Here is a 21,789-nt window from a genome sequence, read left to right on the forward strand (position 1 = left end):
GGTGGAACCATCGTGCCATGGGCGAGCGCGCCAGCTGTTGAGGGCGCGCGCTCGCCCACCCCAACCATGGCCTCAGAGCCAGCCATGCACTAACATTGAACCCGGATCACCCAATCGGGTCAGGCCATCCGCTCAGCGTCGCCGCCTACACCCAGGAAAAGCTCGACAAGCAGAGCATCCGCAACTTCCAGGACGTGGCTCGCGTCACGCCCGGCGTGACCTTCTCGCGCGGCGCGCGGGGCAACGCTTCGGGCAGCAGCCTGTCGATCCGCGGCATCTCGTCGGGCTCCGGCACCGCCACGGTCGGCGTCTATATAGACGACACCCCGATCCAGCAGCGCCCGGGCAACCCCTACAGCGCCAGCAACGCCTATCCGAAGATCTTCGACCTGGCCCGCGTGGAAATCCTGCGGGGCCCGCAGGGCACCCTGTTCGGCGTCGGGTCGGAAGGCGGCACCATCCGCTTCATCACCCCGGACCCGAGCCTGGACTCCTACAAGGTCTACGCCCGCACCGAGATGGCATTCACCCAGAGCGGCGATCCGAGCTTCGAGGGCGGCGTCGCCGTGGGGGGCCCGATCGTCCAGGACAAGCTCGGCTTCCGCGCCAGCGTTTCGGCCCGCCGCGACGGCGGCTTCGTCGATCGCATCAACTGGAACACCGGAGCCGTCCTCGACCGCAACGCCAACTATTCGGACTCCTACACCGCGCGCGTGGCCCTCAAGTGGCTGGCGACCGAGAACCTGACGATCACCCCGTCGGTCTACGTCCAGGACGTGAAGACCAACGACTCGTCGGTCTACTGGGAGTACTTCTCGAATCCCGACGACACCAAGTTCAAGAACGGCAACCCGGTCCACACCCCGAGCGAGGACCGCTTCTCGCTGGGCGCGGTCAAGGCCGAGTGGGACCTGGGCCCGGTCATGCTGATCTCGAACAGCTCGTTCTATTTCCGCAAGAACGAGAACGTGTTCGACTCGACCACCCTGGACATGGCCTCGCTGGGCGGCGTCAGCACCGTCGTCCCGCCGGCCGCCCTGTCGGACATCGCGGCGCCCGGCTACCTGCATGACAAGCAGCGGGTGTTCACCCAGGAAATCCGCCTGCAGAGCAACGAGCCTGACTCGCGCCTGAACTGGACCGCCGGCGTCTTCTACCAGAAGAGCTTCCAGAGCTCGAAGTACATCGTCGACAACCCGCAGATGAACCGCATCATCGCCAACGGCTTCGGCGCCTGCTGCGGCTGGACGCGGATCGAGCAACTGCCCTTCTTCGGCGGCATTCCGCTGATCCAGGACCGCTACGTCCTGATCAGCCTGGGCGACATGACCCAGGAAGAGCTGTCGGCCTTCGGCCAGTTCGACTTCAAGGTCACCGAGAAGCTGAAGCTGACCGCCGGCCTGCGCGTGGCCAGCAACAAGTACAGCGACAACAGCTTCAGCGCCGGTCCGGTCATGTCCACCACCGGCACGACCTCGACCTCCAGCCAGAGCGACAAGCCCGTCACCCCGAAGTTCGGCGTCACCTATCAGGCCGACGACGAGAACATGTACTACTTCTCGGCGGCCAAGGGGTATCGCCAGGGCGGCACCACCGGCGACCCCGGCACCCGCTGCGGCCCGGACCTCGCGGCCCTCGGCATCCCGCTCGGCAAGCGCGAGATTCGTCCCGACTACGTCTGGAGCTATGAAGTCGGCGCCAAGAAGCGGATGTTCGACGGCCGCGTCCAGATGGACGGCAGCATCTACCGAATCGACTGGAAGGACATCCAGTCGGGCTTCACCCTGCCGACCTGCAACGTGCCGACCTCGGCCAACCTCGGCGAAGCGCGCAGCGAAGGCTTCGACCTGGCGGTCAACGCCGTGGTCGCCGACGGCCTGACCGTGGGCCTGAACGTCGGCTACACCAACGCCCGCTACACCACCGCGACCACCGGCGCCGGCGGCAAGGTCGTGCGCTCCAAGGGCGAACCGCTGAACGTCGCGCCGTGGACCGTCGCCTTCTCGGCCCAGTACGACTTCGTCGTGCTCGACCAGGACGCCTACGCCCGCCTCGACTACCAGTACGCCAGCCACAACGACAAGGCGCTGGACCTGGCCTCGGCGGCGACCGACCCGACCATCCCGCGGATGCCGGAATCGACCAACCTCGACCTGCGCGCAGGTGTGAAGCTGAAAGGCTTCGATATCTCGATCTTCGGGACCAACCTGACCAACGACCATCCCCAGTACGGTCGTTATCGGGACAACCTGACCACCTTCAACTACCGCGGCGTCACCGTGCGTCCGCGCACGGTCGGGGTCACGGCCACCTACCGCTACTAAGGGTCCCCGCCCGCCGTAGCTTCGAGGCCCGGGAACGCCGAACGGCGCTCTCGGGCCTTTTCGTTTGCACCAGAACTCCAGGGTCGAACCATGCTCCGCCTGCGCACCGCCGCCGCCGTCCTCGCCCTCGCCACAGCCTTCGCCGCGCCCGCCCTGGCCGCAGCGCCGCAGGTGCGGCCGGCCCGCACCGTCGTGCTGGAGACCTCCGAGGGCTCGGACTTCTCGGCCGCCATGTCGCCGCGCGGCGACCGGCTGGTGATGGACCTGCAGGGCATGCTCTGGAACGTGCCGGTCAAGGGCGGCAAGGCGACCCGGCTGACTGAGGACACCTTCGAGGCCATGCGCCCGCGATGGTCGCCGGATGGATCGCAGGTGGCGGTCCAGGCCTATACCGGCGGCATGTGGCGGGTCTGGACGCTGAGCCCGGACGGCAAGCGCCGCCGCCAGCTGACCGACGGTCCGTATGACGCCATGCACCCGGCCTGGTCCCCGGACGGGAAGAAGATCGCCTTCGTCTCCGACCGCGGCGGCGCCGACGACCTCTGGATCCTCGACATCGCCAGCGGCGCCATGACCCAGGCGACCAAGGGCGCCATGGCCCAGGAGCCGTCTTGGTCGCCGGACGGGATGAAGATCGCCTTCGTCCAGGCCTACGGCCCGCTGAAGGTCGTGACCCTGGCCACCGGCGCTGTCGAGACGCTGCCCCTGCCGGCCGATGCCGCACGCCGGCCGACCGGCCCCTCCTGGTCGCCGGACGGCGAGCAGATCGCCTATGTCGGCTTCGGCGCCCAGACCGGCCGGCTGATGGTCACCGACCTCGCCGGAAACGCCCGCCGCGTCGGCGACCTCGACAACGCCTTCTCCTTCGCCCCGACCTGGCTGGCGGACGGACGGCTGCTCTACACCGCCAACGGCAAGATCCGCACGATCGGCCAATCTGGCGCAGCGCCGGCCGAGATCGCCTTCAGCGCCCGCTTCGACATGAAGCGCGGCGGCTACACGCGCAAAGCCTACGACTTCGACGGAACCACCCCGCGGCCGGTGAAGGGGATTTCCGCCCCGGCCCTGTCGCCGGACGGCAGGCAGGTCGTCTTCAAGGCGCTGAACGACCTCTGGCTGCTGCCGATCGGCGGAACCGCCCGCAAGCTGACGAGCGACGCCTTCTACGAATCCGATCCGGCCTGGTCGCCGGACGGGCGCCAGATCGCCTACGCGTCGGACAAGGCCGGGACCACGCGGCTCTTCGTGATGGACCTCGCCAGCGGCCAGACGCGGCAGGTCGGATCGGGCGACGGCGCCCAGCTCTCGCCCGCCTGGTCGCGCGACGGCGCGCGCCTGGCCTACCAGACCGACACCGGCGAAACCCGTATCCTCGACCTGGCGAGCGGCGAGAGCCGTGCGCTCATCCCCGCCAGCGACAGCCCCAGCCGCCCCAGTTGGTCGGCGGACGGCAGGACCGTCGCGGTCGCCGCCGTCAACCAGCGCCGTAACCGCATCCTGGCCGTCGACGTCGCCAGCGGCCGCCAAGCCTGGCACGACCCGGCGGCGTTCCGTTCGATCTCCACCCGCGGCGACGACGGCCCGCTTTGGTCGCCGGACGGCCGCTGGATGGCCTTCAGCATGGGCGGAACGCTCTGGGTCCTGCCGGTGTCGGCGGACGGCGCGCCCAGCGGCCCGGCGCGCCAGCTCACCCGCGAGGCCAGCGACGCTCCCTCGTGGGCGGCCGATTCCCGTACGCTGCTCTACCTGCACAACGGCCAGCTTCGCCTGACCGACATCGAGGGCGCGACGCCCCGCACCGTGCCCACGGGCCTCACCTGGACTCAGGACGTCGCCCGCGGCCGCACGCTGGTCCATGCCGGCGCGCTGTGGGACGGCGCGCACGAGGCCGTCCGCCGCGACGTCGACATCCTGGTCGAGAACAACCGCATCGCCTCCATTGCTCCGCACTCGGACGCCGCCCATGCCGGCGTCGCCGTCGTCGACGCCTCGGGCCTGACCGTCACCCCCGGCCTCTTCGAGATGCACAATCACCAGCAGATGCGCTCCAAGCTGCTGGGCGACCGCCAGGGCCGGATGTGGCTGGCCTTCGGCGTCACCTCGACCCGCTCGCCGGGCGACCCGGTCTATCGCGCCATCGAGGACCGCGAGTCGCTGGCCTCGGGCGCGCGCATCGGCCCGCGCCTCTTCACCACCGGCGAGATGCTCGAGGGCTCACGCTTGATGTGGGCTTTCTCGCGTCCCGTCGAGAGCAAGGACCAGCTCGCCATCGAGCTCTCCCGCGCCAAGGACCTCGAATACGACCTGATCAAGACCTACATGCGCTTCCCGTCCGACTGGCAGATCGAGGTCGCGGACTTCGGCCACAAGGCGATGGGCGTCTCGACCACCTCGCACTTCATCTTCCCGGGCGTCGCCCACGGGGTGGACGGGGCCGAGCACTTCGGCGGCCCGACCCGCTGGGGCTTCGTCTTCCCGCACCTGTTCCGCGGAGACGTCTATGGCGACACGTTGGACGGTCTTGCGCGCTCGGGCATGGAGCTCACCACCACCAATTTCTCGTCCAAGCTGTCGCTGCTGGACCTGCCGAACATCCTCGATGATCCCCGGGTGCGGGCCTTCTATCCGCCGTGGGAGATGGCCAGCCTGAAGACCACCATCGCCTGCGCCGACAAGTCCGGTCCCTGCAACTTCTTCCTGCCGCCGGACGAGCAGGGCTCGCGCCTGACCGTTCGCGACCTGCTGCGCATCAAGCGCGCGGGCGGGAGCGTGATGATCGGCACCGACGCGCCGCTCGACCACCCCGCGCTCAGCCTGTTCGTGAACATGATGTCGCTGCAAACCTACGGCTTCACGCCGTTCGAGACCCTGCAGGCCGCGACCCTGGTCCCGGCGCGGGCGCAGGGCGTCGACGCCGATCTCGGCAGCATCGAGCCGGGCAAGCTGGCCGACCTGGTGTTCGTGGAAGGCGATCCGTCCAAGTCGATCGCCGACCTCATCCGCGTGCGCAAGGTGATGAAGGCCGGGAAGCTCTACGACGTTGAGGAGCTGCTCGCGCCGTTCGGGCGGTAGCAGCGGAGTTTGCAACCCTATTCCCCGGTCATCCCGGCCTTCGCCGGGATGACCGGCGTGAAATCAGCGCCGCAGCGTGAAACCCACGCGCAGCGTCCGCGGCGCGGCATAGCTCTCGACGCCGTCCGCCGTCTCCCCGACCTCGATGTTCTCGTCCAGCACGTTGTCGGCGGCGAGATAGACCTCGCTGAAGCGCGACAGCTTCCAGGCCGCGCGCAGGTCCACGGCCCAGGCCGCGGCGAGCTTGCGGGTGTTGAGGTCGTCCTCGAACCGCGCGCCCTCGTAGCGTAGGTCGGCGGCCAGGGTCAGCTTGTCGGTGGCGCGCCAGGTCGTCCCGGCGGTCACCGTCAGCTCCGGCGTCTGGGCCGGGCGCTTGCCGGTCAGCTGCGCAGCCGATGCGCCGCCGTCCACCTCGGCCTTGGCGGCGGAGAATGCGGCCTGGACGCTCCAGGTGGGCGCCATGTCGGCGGCGACGTCGCCCTCCAGACCCCAGGCCTCGATCTGCCCGGCATTGCGCCGCTGGCGCAGCACGCCGCCGGCCGGAATGAAGCCGGCGGTGGGGAAAGTTCCCGGCCCGAAGCCGACCGTGACATTGGTGATCGGGTCTTCCAGCCGGTTGTAGAAGGCGCCCAGCGACCAGCGCACCGCGCCCTCGCCGGCCACCGCCGCCTCGACGCCGTAGAGCGTCTCGGGCTTCAGCCCGCTGTTGGCCTCGGTCACGTCGTTGCCCACCCGGAACGGGCGGTGCAGTTCGTTGAGCGTCGGCGGCCGGAACCCGGCATAGGCCGCCCCGCGCAGCCAGGTCTCGCCGACCAGCCGCTGCTTGACGCCGAACCGCGCGGTCGGGGTCGCGCCCGAATTGTCGGCCGGCTTCTGGTCCAGCACCAGGGCGCCGTTCGCCAGGTCGCGCTCTCGCCGGATCGCGTCGGTGGAGCGCCAGCCGTCGACCCGCGCCCCGCCTGTCAGGATCGTGTTCTCGCCGGCATAGGCGGCCTCGGCATAAACGCCGCCGACCAGGGTCTTGCCCCCGGCCACGCGGCCGCGGGTGAAGCCGCCATTCATGTAGCGGAAGCGCTCGCGCACCTCGCCCTCGGCGGCCCGCACGTCGGCGCCCAGTTCCCAGGACCACAGGCCCGCGCGCGCCTGCCAGGCGGCGTTGAGGCCGTAGCCGAGCGCCGGGGTCGCGTACTGGTCGTTGGCCGGGGTAGTGAAGGCCCGGCCCGCGCCCACCGCCACCGACGAATTCTTCAGGTCGCTTGAGCGCAGCCAGGCCTGGACGCGCCAGCCGCTCGTCCCATCCTGCGGGGCCTTGGCCGCGGTCAGGGTCAGCGAGCCGCCGCTGGCGATCGAGCGCGCCCCGACCAACCCGGCCCCGCGGCGCTCCTCGAAGGCGCCCAGGCGCACGGCCCACTCCACGCCCTCCCGCTCGCCCTGCAGCCGCGCCGCGAACGAGGCGTCCTCCAGCGTGGTCGGCGCGTCGGCCGCCCCGGCCTTTGCGCCGCGCACGGGCGTGTAGCCATCGGTGGTCGAGGCCGACGCCGTGACCAGCAGATTTTCGCCCCCGGACGCCGCAGCGGCGCGATAGCCGCCCCGCTCGGCCGCCGACAGCGACAGGGCGGTCAGCCCGTCTCGCGCGCCGGCCTCGCGCAGCGCGACGACGCCGGTCAGGGCGCCTGCGCCATAGGGGCCTGCGCCGGCCCCGCGGATCACCGCCGCACCGTCCAACCCCTCTCCCGGCAGGGACGACCAGATCACCCAGCCGCCGAACGGATCGTTCTGCGGCGCGCCGTCCAAGGTCACCAGCGCCCGGCCCGCGCCGGAGGGCGCAATGGCCCGCAGCGACAGGCCCTGGATGGTCGGATTGGCCGCGTCGCTGCCGGTGCGGCGGAACAGCGAGACCCCGGGCGAGCGCTTCAGCGCCTCGTCGAGGCGCAGGCTCTGGACCAACTCGGCCCCATCGAAGGTCTGGACGGAAAAGGCCGCCTCGCCGGCGAGCGGCGGCAGCCGGGGCGCCTCCACGACGACGGGGGCGACGGGCGGCGGAGCATCGACGGGCATGGCGACTCGCTGGGCGAACGAAGAACCGGCGCGCCCGCTTGGGAGCGCGCCGGGCAGTCTTATTGTCTCGGCGCGGCCGGGGCCGCTAGTGGCGAGTTGGCCGATGGCGCATTGGCCGCCGCGCTCGGGTCCATGCCCTCGGTCGAGTACTTGCGGCTGTCTTCCATCGTCCACGGCCGGCCGGTGACCGGGTTCGGATAGTGGAAGGGCGGCACGAAGTGGCCGGGGAAGGCGTCGTACTTGATCGACGGCGGCGCGTCGGGCGGGAAGTCCTTGCTCGGGCCGTTGTTGCCGAACGACATCTTGGCCCAACCCTGGTCGAACGGCGTGAAGTAGGTGCCGAACCAGTGCATGGTCTTGAACTTCCAGACGCCGTTCTCCTTCACATAGGTGATCTCGTACGGGCCCTCGGCCCACAGGGCCGCCTTCTGGTAGATGCCGATCTGGATGAAGGCGCGCCAGCGGCCGCTGGCGGTCTTGCCGCCTGGATCGACGTTGACGATGCCCTGCAGCACCATGTGGTTGGACAGCGAACCGTCCATCAGGCCCTCGTGGTTGCGCCCGATCACCTTCTGGAACAGCGTCTCGACGCCCTTCCTGCCCTTGTAGACGCCACGGCCCGAGATCTCGACGACCGCGTCGTCCGAGAACAGCGGTGTCACTTCCGACCAGACCTGCTTGTCGATGTAGTAGCCGTAGGCGCGGGTCAGCTTGTTGATCGCCTCGATGTCTTCCTGGGTCTGGACCCGGGCCTCGAGGGCGGCGATGCGCTTCTCCAGCGCCGCGGTGTTCTGCGCCGCCGCGGGCGCGGCCATGGCCAGGACGGCGGCGGAAACCGCCAGCCCGCCGAGCGCCGCCTTGATGATATGTCCGGTGTTTCGCATGCCTCGACTCCCCAAATAGTTTGATATCAATCTATTTTGGCGCCCTGACCCCCGCAACCGGATTTTCCGAGGGCGGGGTCTCTTGTCTTCAGGGCCTGGCGGGATGAGCCGCCAGGCCAGAGGCGCCGCCCCCTTTCGGGGATTAGCTGTCTTTCAAGTGGCTCAGCCAGACGTCCAGCACGGCCGATCGCTTCTCTTCGCGCACCATGCGCAGGGCTTCGGCGATCGCCGCCTCCAGTTCGTCCGGGTCCTTGACCTGGCGGGCGTAGGCCCCGCCCGCGGCCGCGGCGATGGCCGAATAGTCGGGCGGCGGGTCGAAGGCCACGTTCAGGTCTTCCGCCCGGCTGGCGAAGCCGTCCGGATGGACCGCCAGGGCCGAATATTTCGGCGCCTTCCAGCCGCGGTTGTTGAACACCACCTGCAGGAACGGCGTCTCGTAGCGCATCGCCATCCAGTGGACGGTCGAGGGCACGGTGAACATGTAGGACCCGTCACCGGTCAGGGCGACGACGGTCTTGTCCGGCGCGGCCATCTTGGCGCCGATCGCCGCCCCGCCGTTCCAGCCCAGCGACCCGCCGCCGCTGTTGAAGAAGTGGCCGGGCTTGGTCGGTGCGATGTGGTCGCAGATCGCCGGATAGTTGGTGATGCCCTCGTTCAGCACGATGGCGTCGGCGCCGACCGCCTTGCGCACGCAGGCGACCAGGTATTCCGAGGTGATGGTCCCCTCCGGCTTGACCTCGGCCGCCGCCAGGGCGGCTGCGCGCGCGGCGTGGGCCGCGCCGTAGTGGGCCTTGCGCTCGGCCGTTCCGGCGATCTCGCCCAGCGTCGCCGCATAGGCGTTCAGCTGGGCCAGGGCGGTGGCCGCGTCCGCCTGATAGCTGGCGTGGGCCTTGATGTACCAGAGCGGGATCGACTCCTTCAGGGGGTCGACGTCGATGTGGAAAATCTTCGCGCTTTCGGACGGTTTGGAGACCGTCGGGATCCACGGCACGTCGCTGTCGATCACCAGCACCACGTCGGCCTCGGCCAGGTGCGGGTTCTGGAACGGCTGGTTCCACTGGTTGCCCAGGTAGAGCGCGTTGTCGTGCGGGTAGTTCATGGCGTTGGGCACCGACTCCAGCACCCCCACGCCGAGCGCTTCGCACAGGTCGATCAGCGGCTGCACCGCCGCCGGGTTGCGGCCGACGAAAGAGGTCACCACCAGCGGCCGCTTGGCGCCGGCCAGGGCGTCGACGATCTGCCTGGCCGCACCCTCGGGCAGGGCCAGCGGCGCGATCGGCTTCCAGCGATCGAGGTCCAGCGCGACCGGCTCGACCTCCTCCTCCATCACCTCGCGCGCCCCGACCAGGTAGACCGGGCCCTTGGGGTCGGAATAGGCGAACTGCAGAGAGCGGTGGACCAGTTGCTTGACGTTGGCGCCGGTCCGGAACTCGTTGTTGTACTTCATGTACTCGCGGACGATGCCGCGCTGGTCATAGACGTCCTGGATCCACTGGATGAACTCGTTGCGGCTGCCGCGCATCTCACCCTCCTGGGTGAACGGCGAGAGCCCCGCGAAGATCAGCACCGGCACCCGGCCCTTGGCGACGTTGTGCACCGCCCCGGCCATGGCCTGGGTGCCGCATTCGACGTGCACGACCACGGCCTGCGCCACGCCCGAGACCTGGGCATGGCCCTGCGCAGCGGTCAGGGCCACCATCTCGTTCGGGCAGGTGATCATCTTGGGGATCGGCCGGCCTTCGGCCTGGGCCCTGGCCACCGCCTCGACGAAGGCGGGGTGGTCGCTGCCCAGGTTCGCGAAAATATAGGAGACCCCGGCCTCTTGCATCGCATCGAGCAAGGCCGTGCTTGCAGTGTACATTTATCCGTCGCTTCTCGATCTACTTGTCGTCGTTGTTCTGTGGTCCCAAGCCTTCGACGATCTGCTCGAGCAGATGGATGAAAAGCGGCTTGTGGAATTCGCCCACGATGGCGTCCAGGGCGCGGTCGTGGGCCTCGGCGTGAACGGTCAGTTCGCGCAGGTGCTTGCGCCCCAGGTCGGTGAGGTTGAGCGTATAGGCGCGCCGGTCGACGCTGGAGCGTTCGCGCGAGACGAAGCCCCGCTTCTCCAGGTCCTTCAGGGCCGGCGTCAGGGTCGACTTGTCGCGGCCGGTCGCATAGCTCAGCGCCGTCTGGTTGATCCCCGGGTTCTCGTTGATCACCGAGAGGATCGCGAAACGACCCGGGCTGAGGTCGTTTTCCCCCACGCGCTTGGCGAACGCCTGGAACGAGACGTCCTGCGCCCGGCGCAGCTGGAAGCCGATATATCCCTTTAGAGGTCCCAAATTTACTGCTTCCTGCGTGCTGACTTTTTCCGACTTCGAGCTCTTCTTCGCCATGTTCGTCCCCTGACGAGCTTCGGACCATCCCAGCCCCGGGACGGTCCGTGGCGGGATTCGCTAGATTGGGTAGTGTTGCTCACCATTTTCGATGGTGATCCAACGAAGATCAGTGAATTCGTTGATCGCAGCCTTACCGCCGAACCGGCCATAGCCGCTGGACTTCACGCCGCCGAAGGGCATCTGGGCTTCGTCGTGCACGGTCGGGCCGTTGATATGGCAGATGCCGGACTCGATCCGATTGGCGACATTCAGCGCCCGGGCGATGTCGCGCCCGAACACCGCCGCCGACAGGCCGTACTCGGTGTCGTTGGCCACCGCGAGGGCCTCCTCGTCGTCTTTCACCCGGATCACGCTGACCAGCGGGCCGAAGGATTCCTCGGAATAGACGGTCATGGCCGGGGTCACCCCGTCCAGCACCGTGGCGTTCATCAGCACGCCGTCGGCCTGGCCGCCGGCCACGACCTTGGCGCCCTTGGCGACCGCGTCTTCCATCAGCGCCAGGGCGCGGTCCACCGCCTCGCGGCCGACCAGCGAGCCGAGCTTGCCGCCCGTACGCGGGTCGGCGGCAGTCAGGGTCGCGGCCTTGGCGGCGAACTTCGCAACGAAGGCGTCGGCGATCTTCTCGTGCACGATGACCCGCTCGGTCGACATGCAGATCTGCCCCTGGTTCATGAAGGCGCCGAAGGCCGCGCCGGCGACGGCGGCGTCCAGGTCGGCGTCGTCCAGGATGATGCAGGGCGCCTTGCCGCCCAGTTCCAGCAGCACCGGCTTCAGGTGCTGCGCCCCCAGCTGGGCGATGATCTTGCCGACCTTGGTCGAGCCCGTGAAATTGACCCGGCGCACAGCCGGATGGGCGACCAGGGCGGCCACCACCTCGGCTGCGTCGGCCGGGGCGTTGGTGACCACGTTGACCACGCCGGCCGGCAGGCCCGCGCCGGCCAGCGCCTCGCCGATCAGGGCGTGGGTCGCCGGGCAGATCTCGGAAGCCTTCAGGATCACGGTGTTGCCGCAGGCCAGCGGCATGGCCAGGGCGCGCACGCCCAGGATCACCGGCGCGTTCCAGGGGGCGATGCCCAGCACCACGCCGGCCGGCTGGCGCGTGGCCATGGCGATGCAGTTCGGCTTGTCCGAGGGGATCACCTCGCCGCTGATCTGGGTGGTCATGGCCGCGGCCTCGCGCAACATCCGCGCCGCCAGCATGACGTTGAAATTGGCCCAGGCGCGGGTCGCGCCGATCTCCCCGGCCATGCGTGCGGCGAATTCGTCCTGCATGGCCTCGACGTTGTCGGCCGCCTTGAGCAGCAGGGTGCGGCGCGCGGTCGGGCCGATCGAGGCCCAGCCCTTGAAGGCCGCGGCGGCGGCGTCGGCGGCGGCGATCGCGTCGGCGGCCTTGCCGGCCGCGGCGCGGGTCGCCAGCTCGCCGCTGACCGGGTCCTTGCGCTCGAACAGTCCGCCGTCACGGGCGCCGACGCGCTCGCCGCCCACCAGCATGTCCACGTTCATGGCGCGGTTCTCCTGCTCTCTACTGCACGCAAGTCCGGCCGCGCGGGCGCGGCGTTGAAGGTCGTGGGCGCGAAAACCTCGACCTGGCGCAGCTCGGCCAGGGTCGAGGCGCCCAGTTGGGTCATGGCGCGGTCCAGTTCGTCGGCCAGGATCGCGAACAGCTCGCCGCCGCCGCGGCGCGCGCCGCGCGCGGCCGCCGCATAGAGGAACGGACGGCCCAACAGCACCATGTCGGCGCCGAGCGCGACGGCGCGGGCGATGTCCTCGCCCCGGCGCACGCCGCCGTCGAGCAGCACCGGCAGCCTCGGTCCCACCGCCGCGCGCACCGCCGGCAAAGCCTCGATCGGGGCCGGGGCGGAGTCGAGCTGGCGCCCGCCGTGGTTCGACACCACCACCCCGTCCGCGCCCAGTTCGGCCAGTCGCGCGGCGTCCTGCGGATGCAGCACGCCCTTGACCACCAGCGCGCCCTTCCAGCGGCGGCGAATGTCGGCCAGCAGCGCCCAGTCCAGCCGCGCCGAACTCTGCCCGGCCATCAGCTTGGCCAGCGACTGCGCGCCGGCGCCCTTGCCGCCATAGGCTTCCAGATTGGCGAACCGCGGCGCGCCGTTCGCCGCCAGGTCCAGCGCCCACCCGGGGTGGGCCAGCAGGTCCAGCGCCATGGCCGGGGTCGGCCGCAGCGGCAACGAGAAGCCGTTGACCAGGTCGCGCACCCGCTTACCCGGCGCCGGAACGTCGACCGTGACGATCAGGGTCTTGAACCCGGCGGCCTCGGCGCGGTCGATCAGGTCCTCGACGATGGCGTGGTCGGCGCCGACATAGAGCTGGAACCAGGCGCCCGGCGCGGTCCTCGCGATGGTCTCGATGGAGGTCGTCGCCGCCGTCGACAGCGTATAGGGCGCGCCTGCATCGAGCGCCGCCTGGGCCAGGCCCAGGTCTGTTCCAGAACCGGCCAGGTTGGCCAGGCCGATGGGCGCCACCCCGAACGGCAGGGCGTACTTCGCGCCGAACAGCTCCAGCGAAGGGTCGCGCGCCACCGCCCCGGTCAGCACCCGCGGCAGCAGCCGAACCGCCTCGAACGCCGCGCAATTGCGCGCCAGGGCGCTTTCGGCGCCCGAGCCCCCATCGACGAAGTCGAAGGCGAAACGCGGCAGGCGTCGCCGCGCCGCGTCCCTCATCGCCTCGATCGTGTGGAGCCCAGTCATGCCCGGAATGGTCCTAATTCGCCTGTCGGATAGTTTTACATCAAACGTTTTGAGTCACAACAGCGCTTGTCGCTGTTTCGCCCGGACCAGCCGCGCCAGAGCCTCGATAGTCGGCGCCTTCACGCCGGCCAGCCGAGCCTGCTCGACGATGGCGCCGTTGATCGACTCGATCTCGGTCGGCCGCCCGGCCAGGATGTCCTGCAGCATCGAAGGCTTGTGCGGCCGGTGCTCGGCATAGGCGTGCCGCACGGAACGGGTGATCCGCTCGGGCGAGACCGCCACGCCGCGCGCCAAGGCCACCGCCGCGGCCTCTTCGACGATCGAGGCCGCCAGGCCGGGAATGTCCGGATCGTCGGCCATCTGGCCGACGGTGAAACCAGTCACCGAGGCGATGGAGTTCATCGCCGCGTTGAACGCCGCCTTCTCCCAGATCGCGGCGGTCACCTCGCGGTCGGCGTGGGCGTTCAGCCCCGCCTGGGTCAAGGCTGCGGCGATCGCCTCGACCTGCGCGTCCTCGTGACCGTCAAAGGTCCAAAGCCGCACCTCGCCGTCGCCGTGCGAGTGGACGTGGCCCGGCCCGCGATAGTCCGCCGGCCAGTTGGTCATGCCGACGATCACACGCCCCGGCGCGACATGGGCGGCGAGCCGCTCGCCGTTGCCCAGGCCGTTCTGCAAGGTCATGGCCCAGGTCGAGGGCCCGACCAGATGCGCCGCCGACTGCAGCGCCGCTTCGGTGTAGGGCCCCTTTGTGAACACCACCAGCAGGTCGACCGGCGCCTCGAACTCGGCCGCGCGGCCTATGGCCACCGGGACCCGGCGGTCGCCACCGTCGTCCTCCAGCCGCAGCCCGGCGGCGCGCACCGCATCGATGTGCGCGACGTTGACGTCGACCAGTTGAACCTCGAACCCGGCTTGCGCCAGGCGGCCTCCGAACAGGCTGCCCATGGCGCCAGCGCCCAGCACCGCGATCTTCACGACCCGCGCCTCCAACACTCTCGACTAGAAGAACATCCGGCCCGCCAGGACGGGCCGGCCTCGATCAACGTTGGGGCGCCGGCGGCGGCGAGCCCGGCTGCGCGGGCGGACCGGCGGGCCCCGGGTTCATGCCTTGGGTCGAGTATTTCAGGGTGTCTTCCTGCGTCCAGACCCTTCCGGTGACCGGGTTCGGGTAGTGGAACGGGGGCACGTAGTGGCCGGGGAAGACATCGTACTGCACCGACTGCGGCGCGCTGGGCGGATAGGTCTTGCTGGGACCGTTGTTGGGCATGCCGACCTTGGCCCAGCCCTGGTCGAAGGGCGTGTAGTAGGTCGAGAAGAAATGCATCTTGCTGATCTTCCAGACGCCGTTCTCCTTCACGTACTCGTTCTCGTACGTGCCCTCCGACCACAGCGCGAACTGCTTGTAGCCAGCGATCTGCACGAAGGCGCGCCAGCGGGCCTTGGCGGTCTTGCCGCCGGGCGCGACATCGACGACCCCTTGCAAAATCATGTGGTTGAACAGGGCGCCGGGCTTCAGCCCGATCTCGCCGCCGCCCATCGAGCCGCGGAACAGGTCGTCCACGCCCTTGCGGTCGCGATAGACGCCGCGACCGGCGATCTCGACCACCGCGTGATCCGAGAAGGTGTCGACCACCTCGTGCCAAAGCTGCTTGTCGACATAGTAGCCGTAGGCGCGGGTCAGCTTGTTGATCGCCTCGATGTCCTCCTGGGTCTGGACACGCGCTTCCAGCGCCGCCAGCCGGGCCTCGAGATCGACCTTGGGAGCCGCCAGGGCCGGCGATCCGCAGAGGGCGCAGAGCCCCGCCGCCGCGCCGACCAGCGCGTTCTTGGTCTTCGATCGAGCCATCCGCCCCTCCCTGGGTTCTTGTCGCTGCGCAGCGGCGCCCGCCGCTCCGACCTTCAAACCCTAACCCAATATTAGTTTGATATGCTACTAATTTATATCGTGTCGGGCTTCACAAAATGAAACGCCGCCGCCTCGGGGGAGAGGCGGCGGCGCTACGCTGCGCACGATCGCGGCTGCCTAGTACCGATAGCTCGCCGTGATGCCGATGGTACGCGGGCGGAAAGACAGGTAGCCCGGATGGATGGGGCTCCCCAGGCCGATCGCGCCCATGTCCGACAGGTAGTTCTCGTTGAACAGGTTGTTGGCGAAGAGCGAGATTTCCGCGTCGCCCAGATAGACCCCGGCCCGCACGTTCACGAGGCTCAGCGCCGGCGCCGCGACGTTCTCGATGTCGAAGCTGGCGTTGTTGGGGTTCAGGTCCGGCGTGCGGTCGTTCTTGCCGGTATAGGTGTAGTCGCCGCGCACATAGGCCTGGTTGTCGCCCCAGATCGGGAACTCGTACTGGGCCGAGAAGGTCGCGGTCAGGCGCGAGCCGAACAGGGCGTCACCCTTGGAGACCGTCGGCTTGGTCTGTACCGAGGACGGCGAGAAATCGGCGTCATAGGTCGAGTGCGCGTCGCCGACCTGCAGGCCGAGGGTCAGGCCGTCGACCGGCATGTAGTCGACGCCGAGGTTGAAGCCGTAGCTCGTCGCGTCGCCCAGGTTGTCGGTATAGGATAGCGGGCAGCCGAGCGGCACGGCGATGTTCGAGATTCGGTTCGTCCACTTGATGTAGAAGACGCTGCCGTCGAGCTGCAGGCGCCCGTCGGCCAGCGAGACCTTGCTGCCCGCTTCCCAGCTGCGGACGCGGTCGGAGGTGTACTCCTCCGGCACCTTGCTGATGCCGAGCGCGGCCAGGCCCGCCTGGCAGCCGGCGTTGTTCACCGGAACGTTGGCGCCGCCGATCCGGAAGCCGTCGGCCACCGAGGCGTAGTAGAGGTCGCCGCGGTCGCTCTTGTAGGACAGGCCGATCTTGCCGGTGACCGGGGTTTCGCTGGTGTCGCCGGTGTCGACCCGCGGGCTGGGCGGGCCGTTGACCGGGCCGGCCGCGTAGTTCTCGAAGCTGAACTTGGTGCGCGAGACCCGCAGGCCGCCGGTCAGGGTCAGGTTGTCGGTCAGCTTGTAGTCGACCTGGCCGAAGCCGGCGAGTTGCTCGTCGATGGTGGTGGTGTTGCCGACGAAGACGTACTTGCCCTCATGCGGCCCGACGCCGAACACCGCCTGCAGGCAGGTGTCGGGGGTGCAGAAGCCGAGCGCCTTGCTGAGCAGGCCGCCCAGGAAGGTGTTCTGCACCGAGCGGAAGGTCTCGGTCTTGTCGCGCGAATAGAACACCCCGCCGGTCCACTTCAGGCGCGCGTCCGGGTCGTTCGACTGGATGCGGAATTCCTGGGTGAAGAAGCGGTTGCGCTGCTGGTCGGCGCCGGGCGCGACGTCGCCCGGATTGGTCGGCAGGACCACGGCCTTGCCGGTGAAGATGGTGGTCCACAGCGGTACTTCGAAGGCGGTGAAGTCGTTGATGCCGTGCTCGCTGCGGCGGAAGTACGAGGTCGAGGAGATCAGGCTGAAGCCGTTCCCCTCGTATTCCATCTTCAAGGCCGGCAGGACGAAGTTCTGGTGATAGGGCTGCACCAGCGGCTGGGCCTGGCCGTAGATGTCCTTGTCTTCCTTGGTGTACTCGAAGACGTAGCCCGAGCCGCCCGGCCCGGTGTCGCGCACCGGCCGCCAGATGGCGTGGGTGTCGTCCAGGTCGACCTTCTGGAAGAAGACCGAGGGGCTGACCGAGAAGTTGTCCGTCACCTGGAATTTCAGCGCCAGGCGGGCGTTGAAGGTGCGCTGCTCGTCGGCGTCCTTGTCGGCCACCCGGCGGGTGAAGTTGTCGATGTGGTCGACGAAGCCGCCGTCCTTGCGATACCAGGCGCTGGCCCGGAAGCCGATACGATCCTGGACGATCGGGCCGCCGACCGCCAGACCCGCCTCATAGCTCTCGGCGCCGTTCTTGGTGCTGGCCAGTTCGGTGCGGCCGTAGGCCGAATAGTCGGTCAGGCTGGGGGTGCGGTTGATGAAGCGCACCGTGCCGCCCTGCGAGGAGGCGCCGAACAGCGTCCCCTGCGGGCCACGCAGCACTTCCACCCGCTCCAGATCGAAGATCTGCGGATAGGTGTTGGACGAGAAGTTGCCCGAGGCGATGGTCGCGCGGGTCTGGATCGGGGTGTCGTCGATATAGACGCCCACGGTCGGCGCGCCCGCGCCGGACGAGATCCCGCGGATCGAGATCGAGGTGCCCAGGCCCTGGGCCGGGGCGAAGGTGATGCCGGGCGTCAGGCGGGCGATGTCGGCGACCGAGCGGACGCCCTGCTTGTCCATCTTCTCCTGCGAGTACGCCGACACGCTGATCGGGATGTCCTTGATGTTCTCGGAGCGCCGCTGGGCGGTGACGACCAGCTCCTCCAGGACATTCTCGGTCTGGGCGCGCGACGGCTTGGTCTGGGCCAGCGCGCCGTCGGCGGCGAAAGCGACCAGGATCGCCGTGGACGCAAGCAGGCTCGTTCGAACTCTTACTTTCATGTTCCCCCCAAAATTTGGCTTTGCCGAGTTGGCGCGCTCGGACGCGTTGTCTGTTGGGTCTCCAGCCGGCGCGTCGGAACGCGCGGTCGAGGGGAGCATGGCTTCAATATAGTTTGACATCAATCTGTTTTTGACATCACCGTAATTTCCGATCCCCGGTCGCTGACCGAACGGGTCTCCAACGGACGCCGCGGGCTCCGCGCGCGCCCCGCGCCTCTTTGGCCTGCAAAGCTTTGCGCGATGCGGGACGAGGCGTCGTCGCGCCGCCTCCCGCCTAGCTTCAGACCTACCTGCGAACACGCGACCCGTTGCCTCGCCTTGACGAAACAGCGACGCATTTGGTTGGATATCATATCAGTTGAAGGCGCCCGCCGGGCGCTCCTGGGAGGACCCCCGAATGAAGCCATCCACCCTCTGCCTGGCGCTGGCCGCCGGCGCGCTCGCCGCGGGCGCCGCCCAGGCCCAACCTGCGCCCATGCAGGTTCCGCCGGCCCAGCAGCACGCAGGCGCGACCTTCCAGAAGCCCGCGCTCAGCTCGAAGGGCGCCCAGGCCGTCCTCGCCGCCGCCGTGGCCGAAGCGACCAAGCGCCAGTGGGGCATGTCGATCGCCGTGGTCGACGAATCGGGCCGGCTGCTCGGCTTCCAGCGCACCGACGGCGCGCCGATGGGCACGATCGACGTCGCCCAGGGCAAGGCTGTCACCGCGATCAAGTTCAAGATGCCGACCAGCTTCGTGCAGGACATGGTCTCGAAGGGCGGCGCGGCCATGCTGACCATCGGCGGCATCACCGCCGTGACCGGCGGCTATCCGATCGTGGTCGACGGCCAGGTGGTCGGCGCCATCGGCGTCAGTGGCGGCCTGGGCGGCGAGGACGACATCACCGCCAAGGCGGGCCTGGCCGGCCTTCCGAAGTAAGGGGTCGGCGGCCGGGCGATGATCATCCGGCCGCCACCCAAGTAACGTCGTTCTTCAATGTAGACGCATTGCTATCGTATAGATTGTGGAATTTTACCTAGAGCCGTATTTTTCGCGATTTCCGCGACATGTTCCCCAATTTGGGGAAGCTTGACCACATTCAACGAGCGCCGTTCGCCAACGTTCTACGCAAGTTACGCAGCGATTTGCTGAAAAGTTGGGCTTGCGACGGTAGGAATGAAAACGTCAGAACCATATTCCCCGTTTTCGGCGACGGAAAACCGTCGCCATGTGGCCTTGGCCCCTCTCGTTACAATTGATGAGTTCGCAACGCCGCCCTTGATGGGAAGGTGCCTGCAATGACTTGGATCGGATATCGACTACATACTTCCACCGACGCCTCGCCACCTAAGGACAAGGCGCGAATACTTATAGTTGTAATAAATTGCCTGCGCGAGCTGGGCGAACCCTCGACCGTCGCGGAATTGGCCGACTATGCGCGGCCGAGAGTCGCGGCCCGGATGACCGAAAGCCTCGAACAGGACATCGCCGAAATCCTGGACCAGTATTCCCTGGCGCCGAGCGACCCTGCCGAGACCGCGCCCTTCCGCCGCGTGCGGCGCGAAGGCGTCGAGGCCTGGGCGTTCAGCGACATGTTCCGCCAAGCACTCAGCGACAGCGGCCTTCCGATCAGCGACCGCGATTCGGAGGTTTTGTGATCGAAGTCCCGAAACGGCTTCCCGGCGACCTTATACTTGCCCGCCTTTGCTCAAACCATTTGCTCCGCATGCTCTCGACGATCAGCCAAATTTTTGATGGCGACCTGATCCTTGGAATTGTCTTCGTCGCAATTAACCAGGCGGCGACCGATCACCTCAGCTTCGGTCGCGACGCGCGCGCCATCGACGAAGAAGAAGTCGTGCCCAACCACTTGCGGCGGCCGGTCACGGTCCTGTCAATTGCGAACTCACTCAACCTCCCCCGCGAGACGGTGCGTCGGCACGTCGCGCGGCTGATCGAACGCGGGTACTGCGTCCAGGTCCAGGGGCGGCGGGTGATGATCCCAGCCGAGGTATATTTGAAGCCGAGGTTCGCCCAGGCCTTCGAAAACAACCGCCGCGATCTGCACGCCTTGATCAGCGCCGTGCGCCGCGCCGGCCTCCTGCACGAAGAACCGGTCGACGAGGTTCATTGACTACCTTCGTTTGGCCGCGCTGGCGTCGCGCAGCGGCTTGAACTCCGAACCGTCCTTCCAGTTGGGCCAGGCGCGGCCGTTCGCCAGGTCCGTGCCCATCTCGTAGAAGAGCGCGACGTCCTGGGCCGCGCCCGACAGGTCCCAGTCCGCCGACCAGGCGTCGCAGGTCTTGTGGTAGCAGTTGGTGGTGTAGTCGGTGACCCACTTGTCGCCGGCGGCGCGGCCGCCGTTCACCAGGTCGGCCCCGCCGCCCAGCCCCATCAGCAGCAGCACCGGCACCCCGCGGCGGGCCAGCGAGAAGTGGTCGGCGCGGTAGAACAGCGCCCGCTCGGGATGAGCGTCGGCCGTCACGGTGCGCCCCTGCGCCCCGGCCGCCTTGGCCAGCATGTCCTCCAGGGCGTTCTGGCCGGCCCCGATCAGCACCACGTCCTTGGCCAGGCCGTTCGGCTGCAGCACGTCCATGGTTAGGTTGGCGACCATGGTCTCCAGCGGAACGGTCGGGTGCACGCCGTAATATTCCGAGCCCAGCAGCCCGCGCTCCTCGGCCGTCCAGGCGGCGAACACCAACGTCCGCTCGGGCGCAGGCCCGGCCTTGAAGGCGCGCGCGATCTCCATGGTCCCGGCCACGCCGATGGCGTCGTCCAGCGCGCCCGGCCGCACGGTGCGCCCCTGGGCGTCCGCGGCGCCGACGCCATAGGCGTCCCAGTGAGCGGCGAACATCACGCTTTCGGCCGGCCGCTTGGCGCCCGTGATCTTGCCGATCACGTTGCGGCTGACGATGCGCGAATGGGTCACGCCGTAGTCGGCCGAGAAGCTCGCCCCCTCCAACGCCACCGGCTTGAAGTCGGCCCGTCGCGCGGCGACCTTCAGCGCGTCGAAATCCTGGCCCGCGGCGGCGAACAGCTCGCGCGAGACCTCGCCCGAGAGCCAGCCCTGCAGCAGCACCTTCTCCTTTGACGGATCGGCGCGGACGATGTCGAAGGCCTCGCCGTTCGAGGCGATCACCGTCGACCAGCCATAGCCCGCGCCCGGCGCCTCGTGGACGATCAGCGCCCCGATCGCGCCCCGCCGCGCGGCCTCCTCGTACTTGTAGGTCCAGCGCGCATAATAGGTCGCCGCCTGGCCGCCGAACTTGCCGGCGACCGGCTCGCCCGCCTGCGCCTCGAAGTCGGGGTCGTTGATCAGGAAGACGGCGACCTTGCCCTTCAGGTCCACGCCCTTGAAATCGTCCCAGCCGCGCTCGGGCGCGGTGACGCCATAGCCGACAAAGACCAGCGGCGCCTTGTCGATCGCCACCTTGTCGACCGGCCGCAAGGTCGAGGCCGATAGGTCCTTGTTGCGCTCCAACGGCCGCACCTGGCCCTTCAGGTTCAGCGAGAAGCGCCCGCCGTCCTGGACGTTGAACCGCACCAGCGGCACGTCCTGGGTGAACTTCCCCGCGTCGCCGGCCGGCTCCAACCCCAGGGCTTTGAATTCCCTGACCAGGTAGTCGATGGTCTTCGCCTCGCCCGCCGAGCCCGGAGAGCGCCCCTCGAAGGCGTCGGAAGCCAGGGTCTTGGTGATCTCCGACAGCCGCTGCGAATCGATCGGCCCCTGCGCCAGCGCGCTCGAAGCCATTAGCGACAGGGCGAGGGCGGCGGCGGTCGGACGGATCATGGGGGACTCCTGGACTGAAGCGCCGAGCCTACTCACGCCCAGCGCTCCCACCAAGGTGTCATCCCGGTTTCGCCGGAGGCGAAGACCGGGACCCATTGCCGCCTGATCCTGCAGACTGGCGGGGGGCCGCGCCGTATCCGGTTCCATC

General features: G+C 68.7%; 15 protein-coding genes. 5 read left to right on the forward strand and 10 right to left on the reverse strand.

Annotation, left to right across the window (positions count from 1 at the left end; translation table 11 throughout):
* Nucleotides 1-95: 95 nt before the first annotated feature.
* Both ACE3T2_RS05860 and ACE3T2_RS05865 read left to right on the forward strand, forming a co-directional pair.
* Complete coding sequence (locus tag ACE3T2_RS05860; RefSeq protein ID WP_374655671.1) at nt 96-2,324, forward strand: TonB-dependent receptor; 2,229 nt, start codon at nt 96-98, stop codon at nt 2,322-2,324.
* Nucleotides 2,325-2,414: 90 nt separating this feature from the next.
* A complete protein-coding gene (locus ACE3T2_RS05865; RefSeq protein WP_374655673.1) occupies nt 2,415-5,396 on the forward strand; it encodes an amidohydrolase family protein in 2,982 nt (993 codons plus the stop codon).
* A gap of 63 nt (nt 5,397-5,459) precedes the next feature.
* Here ACE3T2_RS05865 and ACE3T2_RS05870 read toward each other — a convergent pair whose 3' ends face one another.
* The 9 genes from ACE3T2_RS05870 to ACE3T2_RS05910 all read right to left on the reverse strand — a co-directional run bounded on the left by ACE3T2_RS05870 (nt 5,460) and on the right by ACE3T2_RS05910 (nt 17,874).
* Complete coding sequence (locus ACE3T2_RS05870) at nt 5,460-7,454, reverse strand: TonB-dependent receptor (RefSeq protein WP_374655675.1); 1,995 nt, start codon at nt 7,452-7,454, stop codon at nt 5,460-5,462.
* 59 nt (nt 7,455-7,513) lie between these two features.
* Nucleotides 7,514-8,338 (reverse strand): nuclear transport factor 2 family protein, encoded by an 825-nt coding sequence (locus ACE3T2_RS05875; RefSeq protein WP_374655677.1) that lies wholly within the window; start codon nt 8,336-8,338, stop codon nt 7,514-7,516.
* A gap of 142 nt (nt 8,339-8,480) precedes the next feature.
* Nucleotides 8,481-10,199, reverse strand: a complete 1,719-nt coding sequence (locus ACE3T2_RS05880) for a thiamine pyrophosphate-requiring protein (protein ID WP_374655679.1) — start codon at nt 10,197-10,199, stop codon at nt 8,481-8,483.
* 19 nt (nt 10,200-10,218) lie between these two features.
* Nucleotides 10,219-10,716, reverse strand: a complete 498-nt coding sequence (locus ACE3T2_RS05885) for a MarR family winged helix-turn-helix transcriptional regulator (RefSeq protein WP_374655681.1) — start codon at nt 10,714-10,716, stop codon at nt 10,219-10,221.
* Nucleotides 10,717-10,776: 60 nt separating this feature from the next.
* Nucleotides 10,777-12,222, reverse strand: a complete 1,446-nt coding sequence (locus ACE3T2_RS05890) for an aldehyde dehydrogenase (RefSeq protein ID WP_374655683.1) — start codon at nt 12,220-12,222, stop codon at nt 10,777-10,779.
* Nucleotides 12,219-13,424, reverse strand: coding sequence for an alpha-hydroxy acid oxidase (locus ACE3T2_RS05895; RefSeq protein WP_374655685.1), 1,206 nt, complete (start codon nt 13,422-13,424; stop codon nt 12,219-12,221). The genes ACE3T2_RS05890 and ACE3T2_RS05895 overlap by 4 nt, the downstream gene beginning before the upstream one ends.
* A 54-nt stretch (nt 13,425-13,478) precedes the next feature.
* Complete coding sequence (locus ACE3T2_RS05900; protein WP_374655687.1) at nt 13,479-14,399, reverse strand: ketopantoate reductase family protein; 921 nt, start codon at nt 14,397-14,399, stop codon at nt 13,479-13,481.
* A gap of 64 nt (nt 14,400-14,463) precedes the next feature.
* Nucleotides 14,464-15,270, reverse strand: a complete 807-nt coding sequence (locus ACE3T2_RS05905) for a nuclear transport factor 2 family protein (RefSeq protein ID WP_374655689.1) — start codon at nt 15,268-15,270, stop codon at nt 14,464-14,466.
* 177 nt (nt 15,271-15,447) lie between these two features.
* Nucleotides 15,448-17,874 carry a TonB-dependent receptor gene (locus ACE3T2_RS05910; protein ID WP_374655691.1) on the reverse strand — a complete coding sequence of 809 codons (2,427 nt, stop codon included), beginning with the start codon at nt 17,872-17,874 and terminating at the stop codon, nt 15,448-15,450.
* A gap of 397 nt (nt 17,875-18,271) precedes the next feature.
* On the opposite strand from ACE3T2_RS05910, the gene ACE3T2_RS05915 reads away from it, so the two are divergent.
* From ACE3T2_RS05915 to ACE3T2_RS05925, 3 genes are all read left to right on the forward strand, one after another.
* Nucleotides 18,272-18,790 (forward strand): heme-binding protein, encoded by a 519-nt coding sequence (locus ACE3T2_RS05915; protein ID WP_374655693.1) that lies wholly within the window; start codon nt 18,272-18,274, stop codon nt 18,788-18,790.
* Nucleotides 18,791-19,311: 521 nt separating this feature from the next.
* On the forward strand, nt 19,312-19,509 hold the full coding sequence (locus ACE3T2_RS05920; protein WP_374655695.1) for a hypothetical protein: 198 nt from the start codon (nt 19,312-19,314) through the stop codon (nt 19,507-19,509).
* Nucleotides 19,506-19,985 carry a hypothetical protein gene (locus tag ACE3T2_RS05925; RefSeq protein WP_374655697.1) on the forward strand — a complete coding sequence of 160 codons (480 nt, stop codon included), beginning with the start codon at nt 19,506-19,508 and terminating at the stop codon, nt 19,983-19,985. Before ACE3T2_RS05920 ends, ACE3T2_RS05925 begins: the two co-directional genes overlap by 4 nt.
* Here the strand turns inward: ACE3T2_RS05925 and ACE3T2_RS05930 are convergent, their stop codons facing one another.
* Entirely contained in the window at nt 19,986-21,641 is a 1,656-nt protein-coding gene (locus ACE3T2_RS05930) for a M28 family metallopeptidase (protein ID WP_374655699.1), read from the reverse strand.
* Nucleotides 21,642-21,789 lie beyond the last annotated feature (148 nt).

The organism is Phenylobacterium sp., from assembly GCF_041919955.1.
GTDB lineage: Bacteria > Pseudomonadota > Alphaproteobacteria > Caulobacterales > Caulobacteraceae > Phenylobacterium.

Excerpts from the sequence above, each read along its gene's own strand:
- ACE3T2_RS05865 (WP_374655673.1), top strand. The coding sequence starts at position 2,415 with ATGCTCCGCCTGCGCACCGCCGCCGCCGTCCTCGCCCTCGCCACAGCC.
- ACE3T2_RS05870 (WP_374655675.1), bottom strand. The coding sequence starts at position 7,454 with ATGCCCGTCGATGCTCCGCCGCCCGTCGCCCCCGTCGTCGTGGAGGCG.
- ACE3T2_RS05875 (WP_374655677.1), bottom strand. The coding sequence starts at position 8,338 with ATGCGAAACACCGGACATATCATCAAGGCGGCGCTCGGCGGGCTGGCG.
- ACE3T2_RS05880 (WP_374655679.1), bottom strand. The coding sequence starts at position 10,199 with ATGTACACTGCAAGCACGGCCTTGCTCGATGCGATGCAAGAGGCCGGG.
- ACE3T2_RS05885 (WP_374655681.1), bottom strand. The coding sequence starts at position 10,716 with ATGGCGAAGAAGAGCTCGAAGTCGGAAAAAGTCAGCACGCAGGAAGCA.
- ACE3T2_RS05890 (WP_374655683.1), bottom strand. The coding sequence starts at position 12,222 with ATGAACGTGGACATGCTGGTGGGCGGCGAGCGCGTCGGCGCCCGTGAC.
- ACE3T2_RS05895 (WP_374655685.1), bottom strand. The coding sequence starts at position 13,424 with ATGACTGGGCTCCACACGATCGAGGCGATGAGGGACGCGGCGCGGCGA.
- ACE3T2_RS05905 (WP_374655689.1), bottom strand. The coding sequence starts at position 15,270 with ATGGCTCGATCGAAGACCAAGAACGCGCTGGTCGGCGCGGCGGCGGGG.
- ACE3T2_RS05910 (WP_374655691.1), bottom strand. The coding sequence starts at position 17,874 with ATGAAAGTAAGAGTTCGAACGAGCCTGCTTGCGTCCACGGCGATCCTG.
- ACE3T2_RS05915 (WP_374655693.1), top strand. The coding sequence starts at position 18,272 with ATGAAGCCATCCACCCTCTGCCTGGCGCTGGCCGCCGGCGCGCTCGCC.
- ACE3T2_RS05920 (WP_374655695.1), top strand. The coding sequence starts at position 19,312 with ATGACCGAAAGCCTCGAACAGGACATCGCCGAAATCCTGGACCAGTAT.
- ACE3T2_RS05930 (WP_374655699.1), bottom strand. The coding sequence starts at position 21,641 with ATGATCCGTCCGACCGCCGCCGCCCTCGCCCTGTCGCTAATGGCTTCG.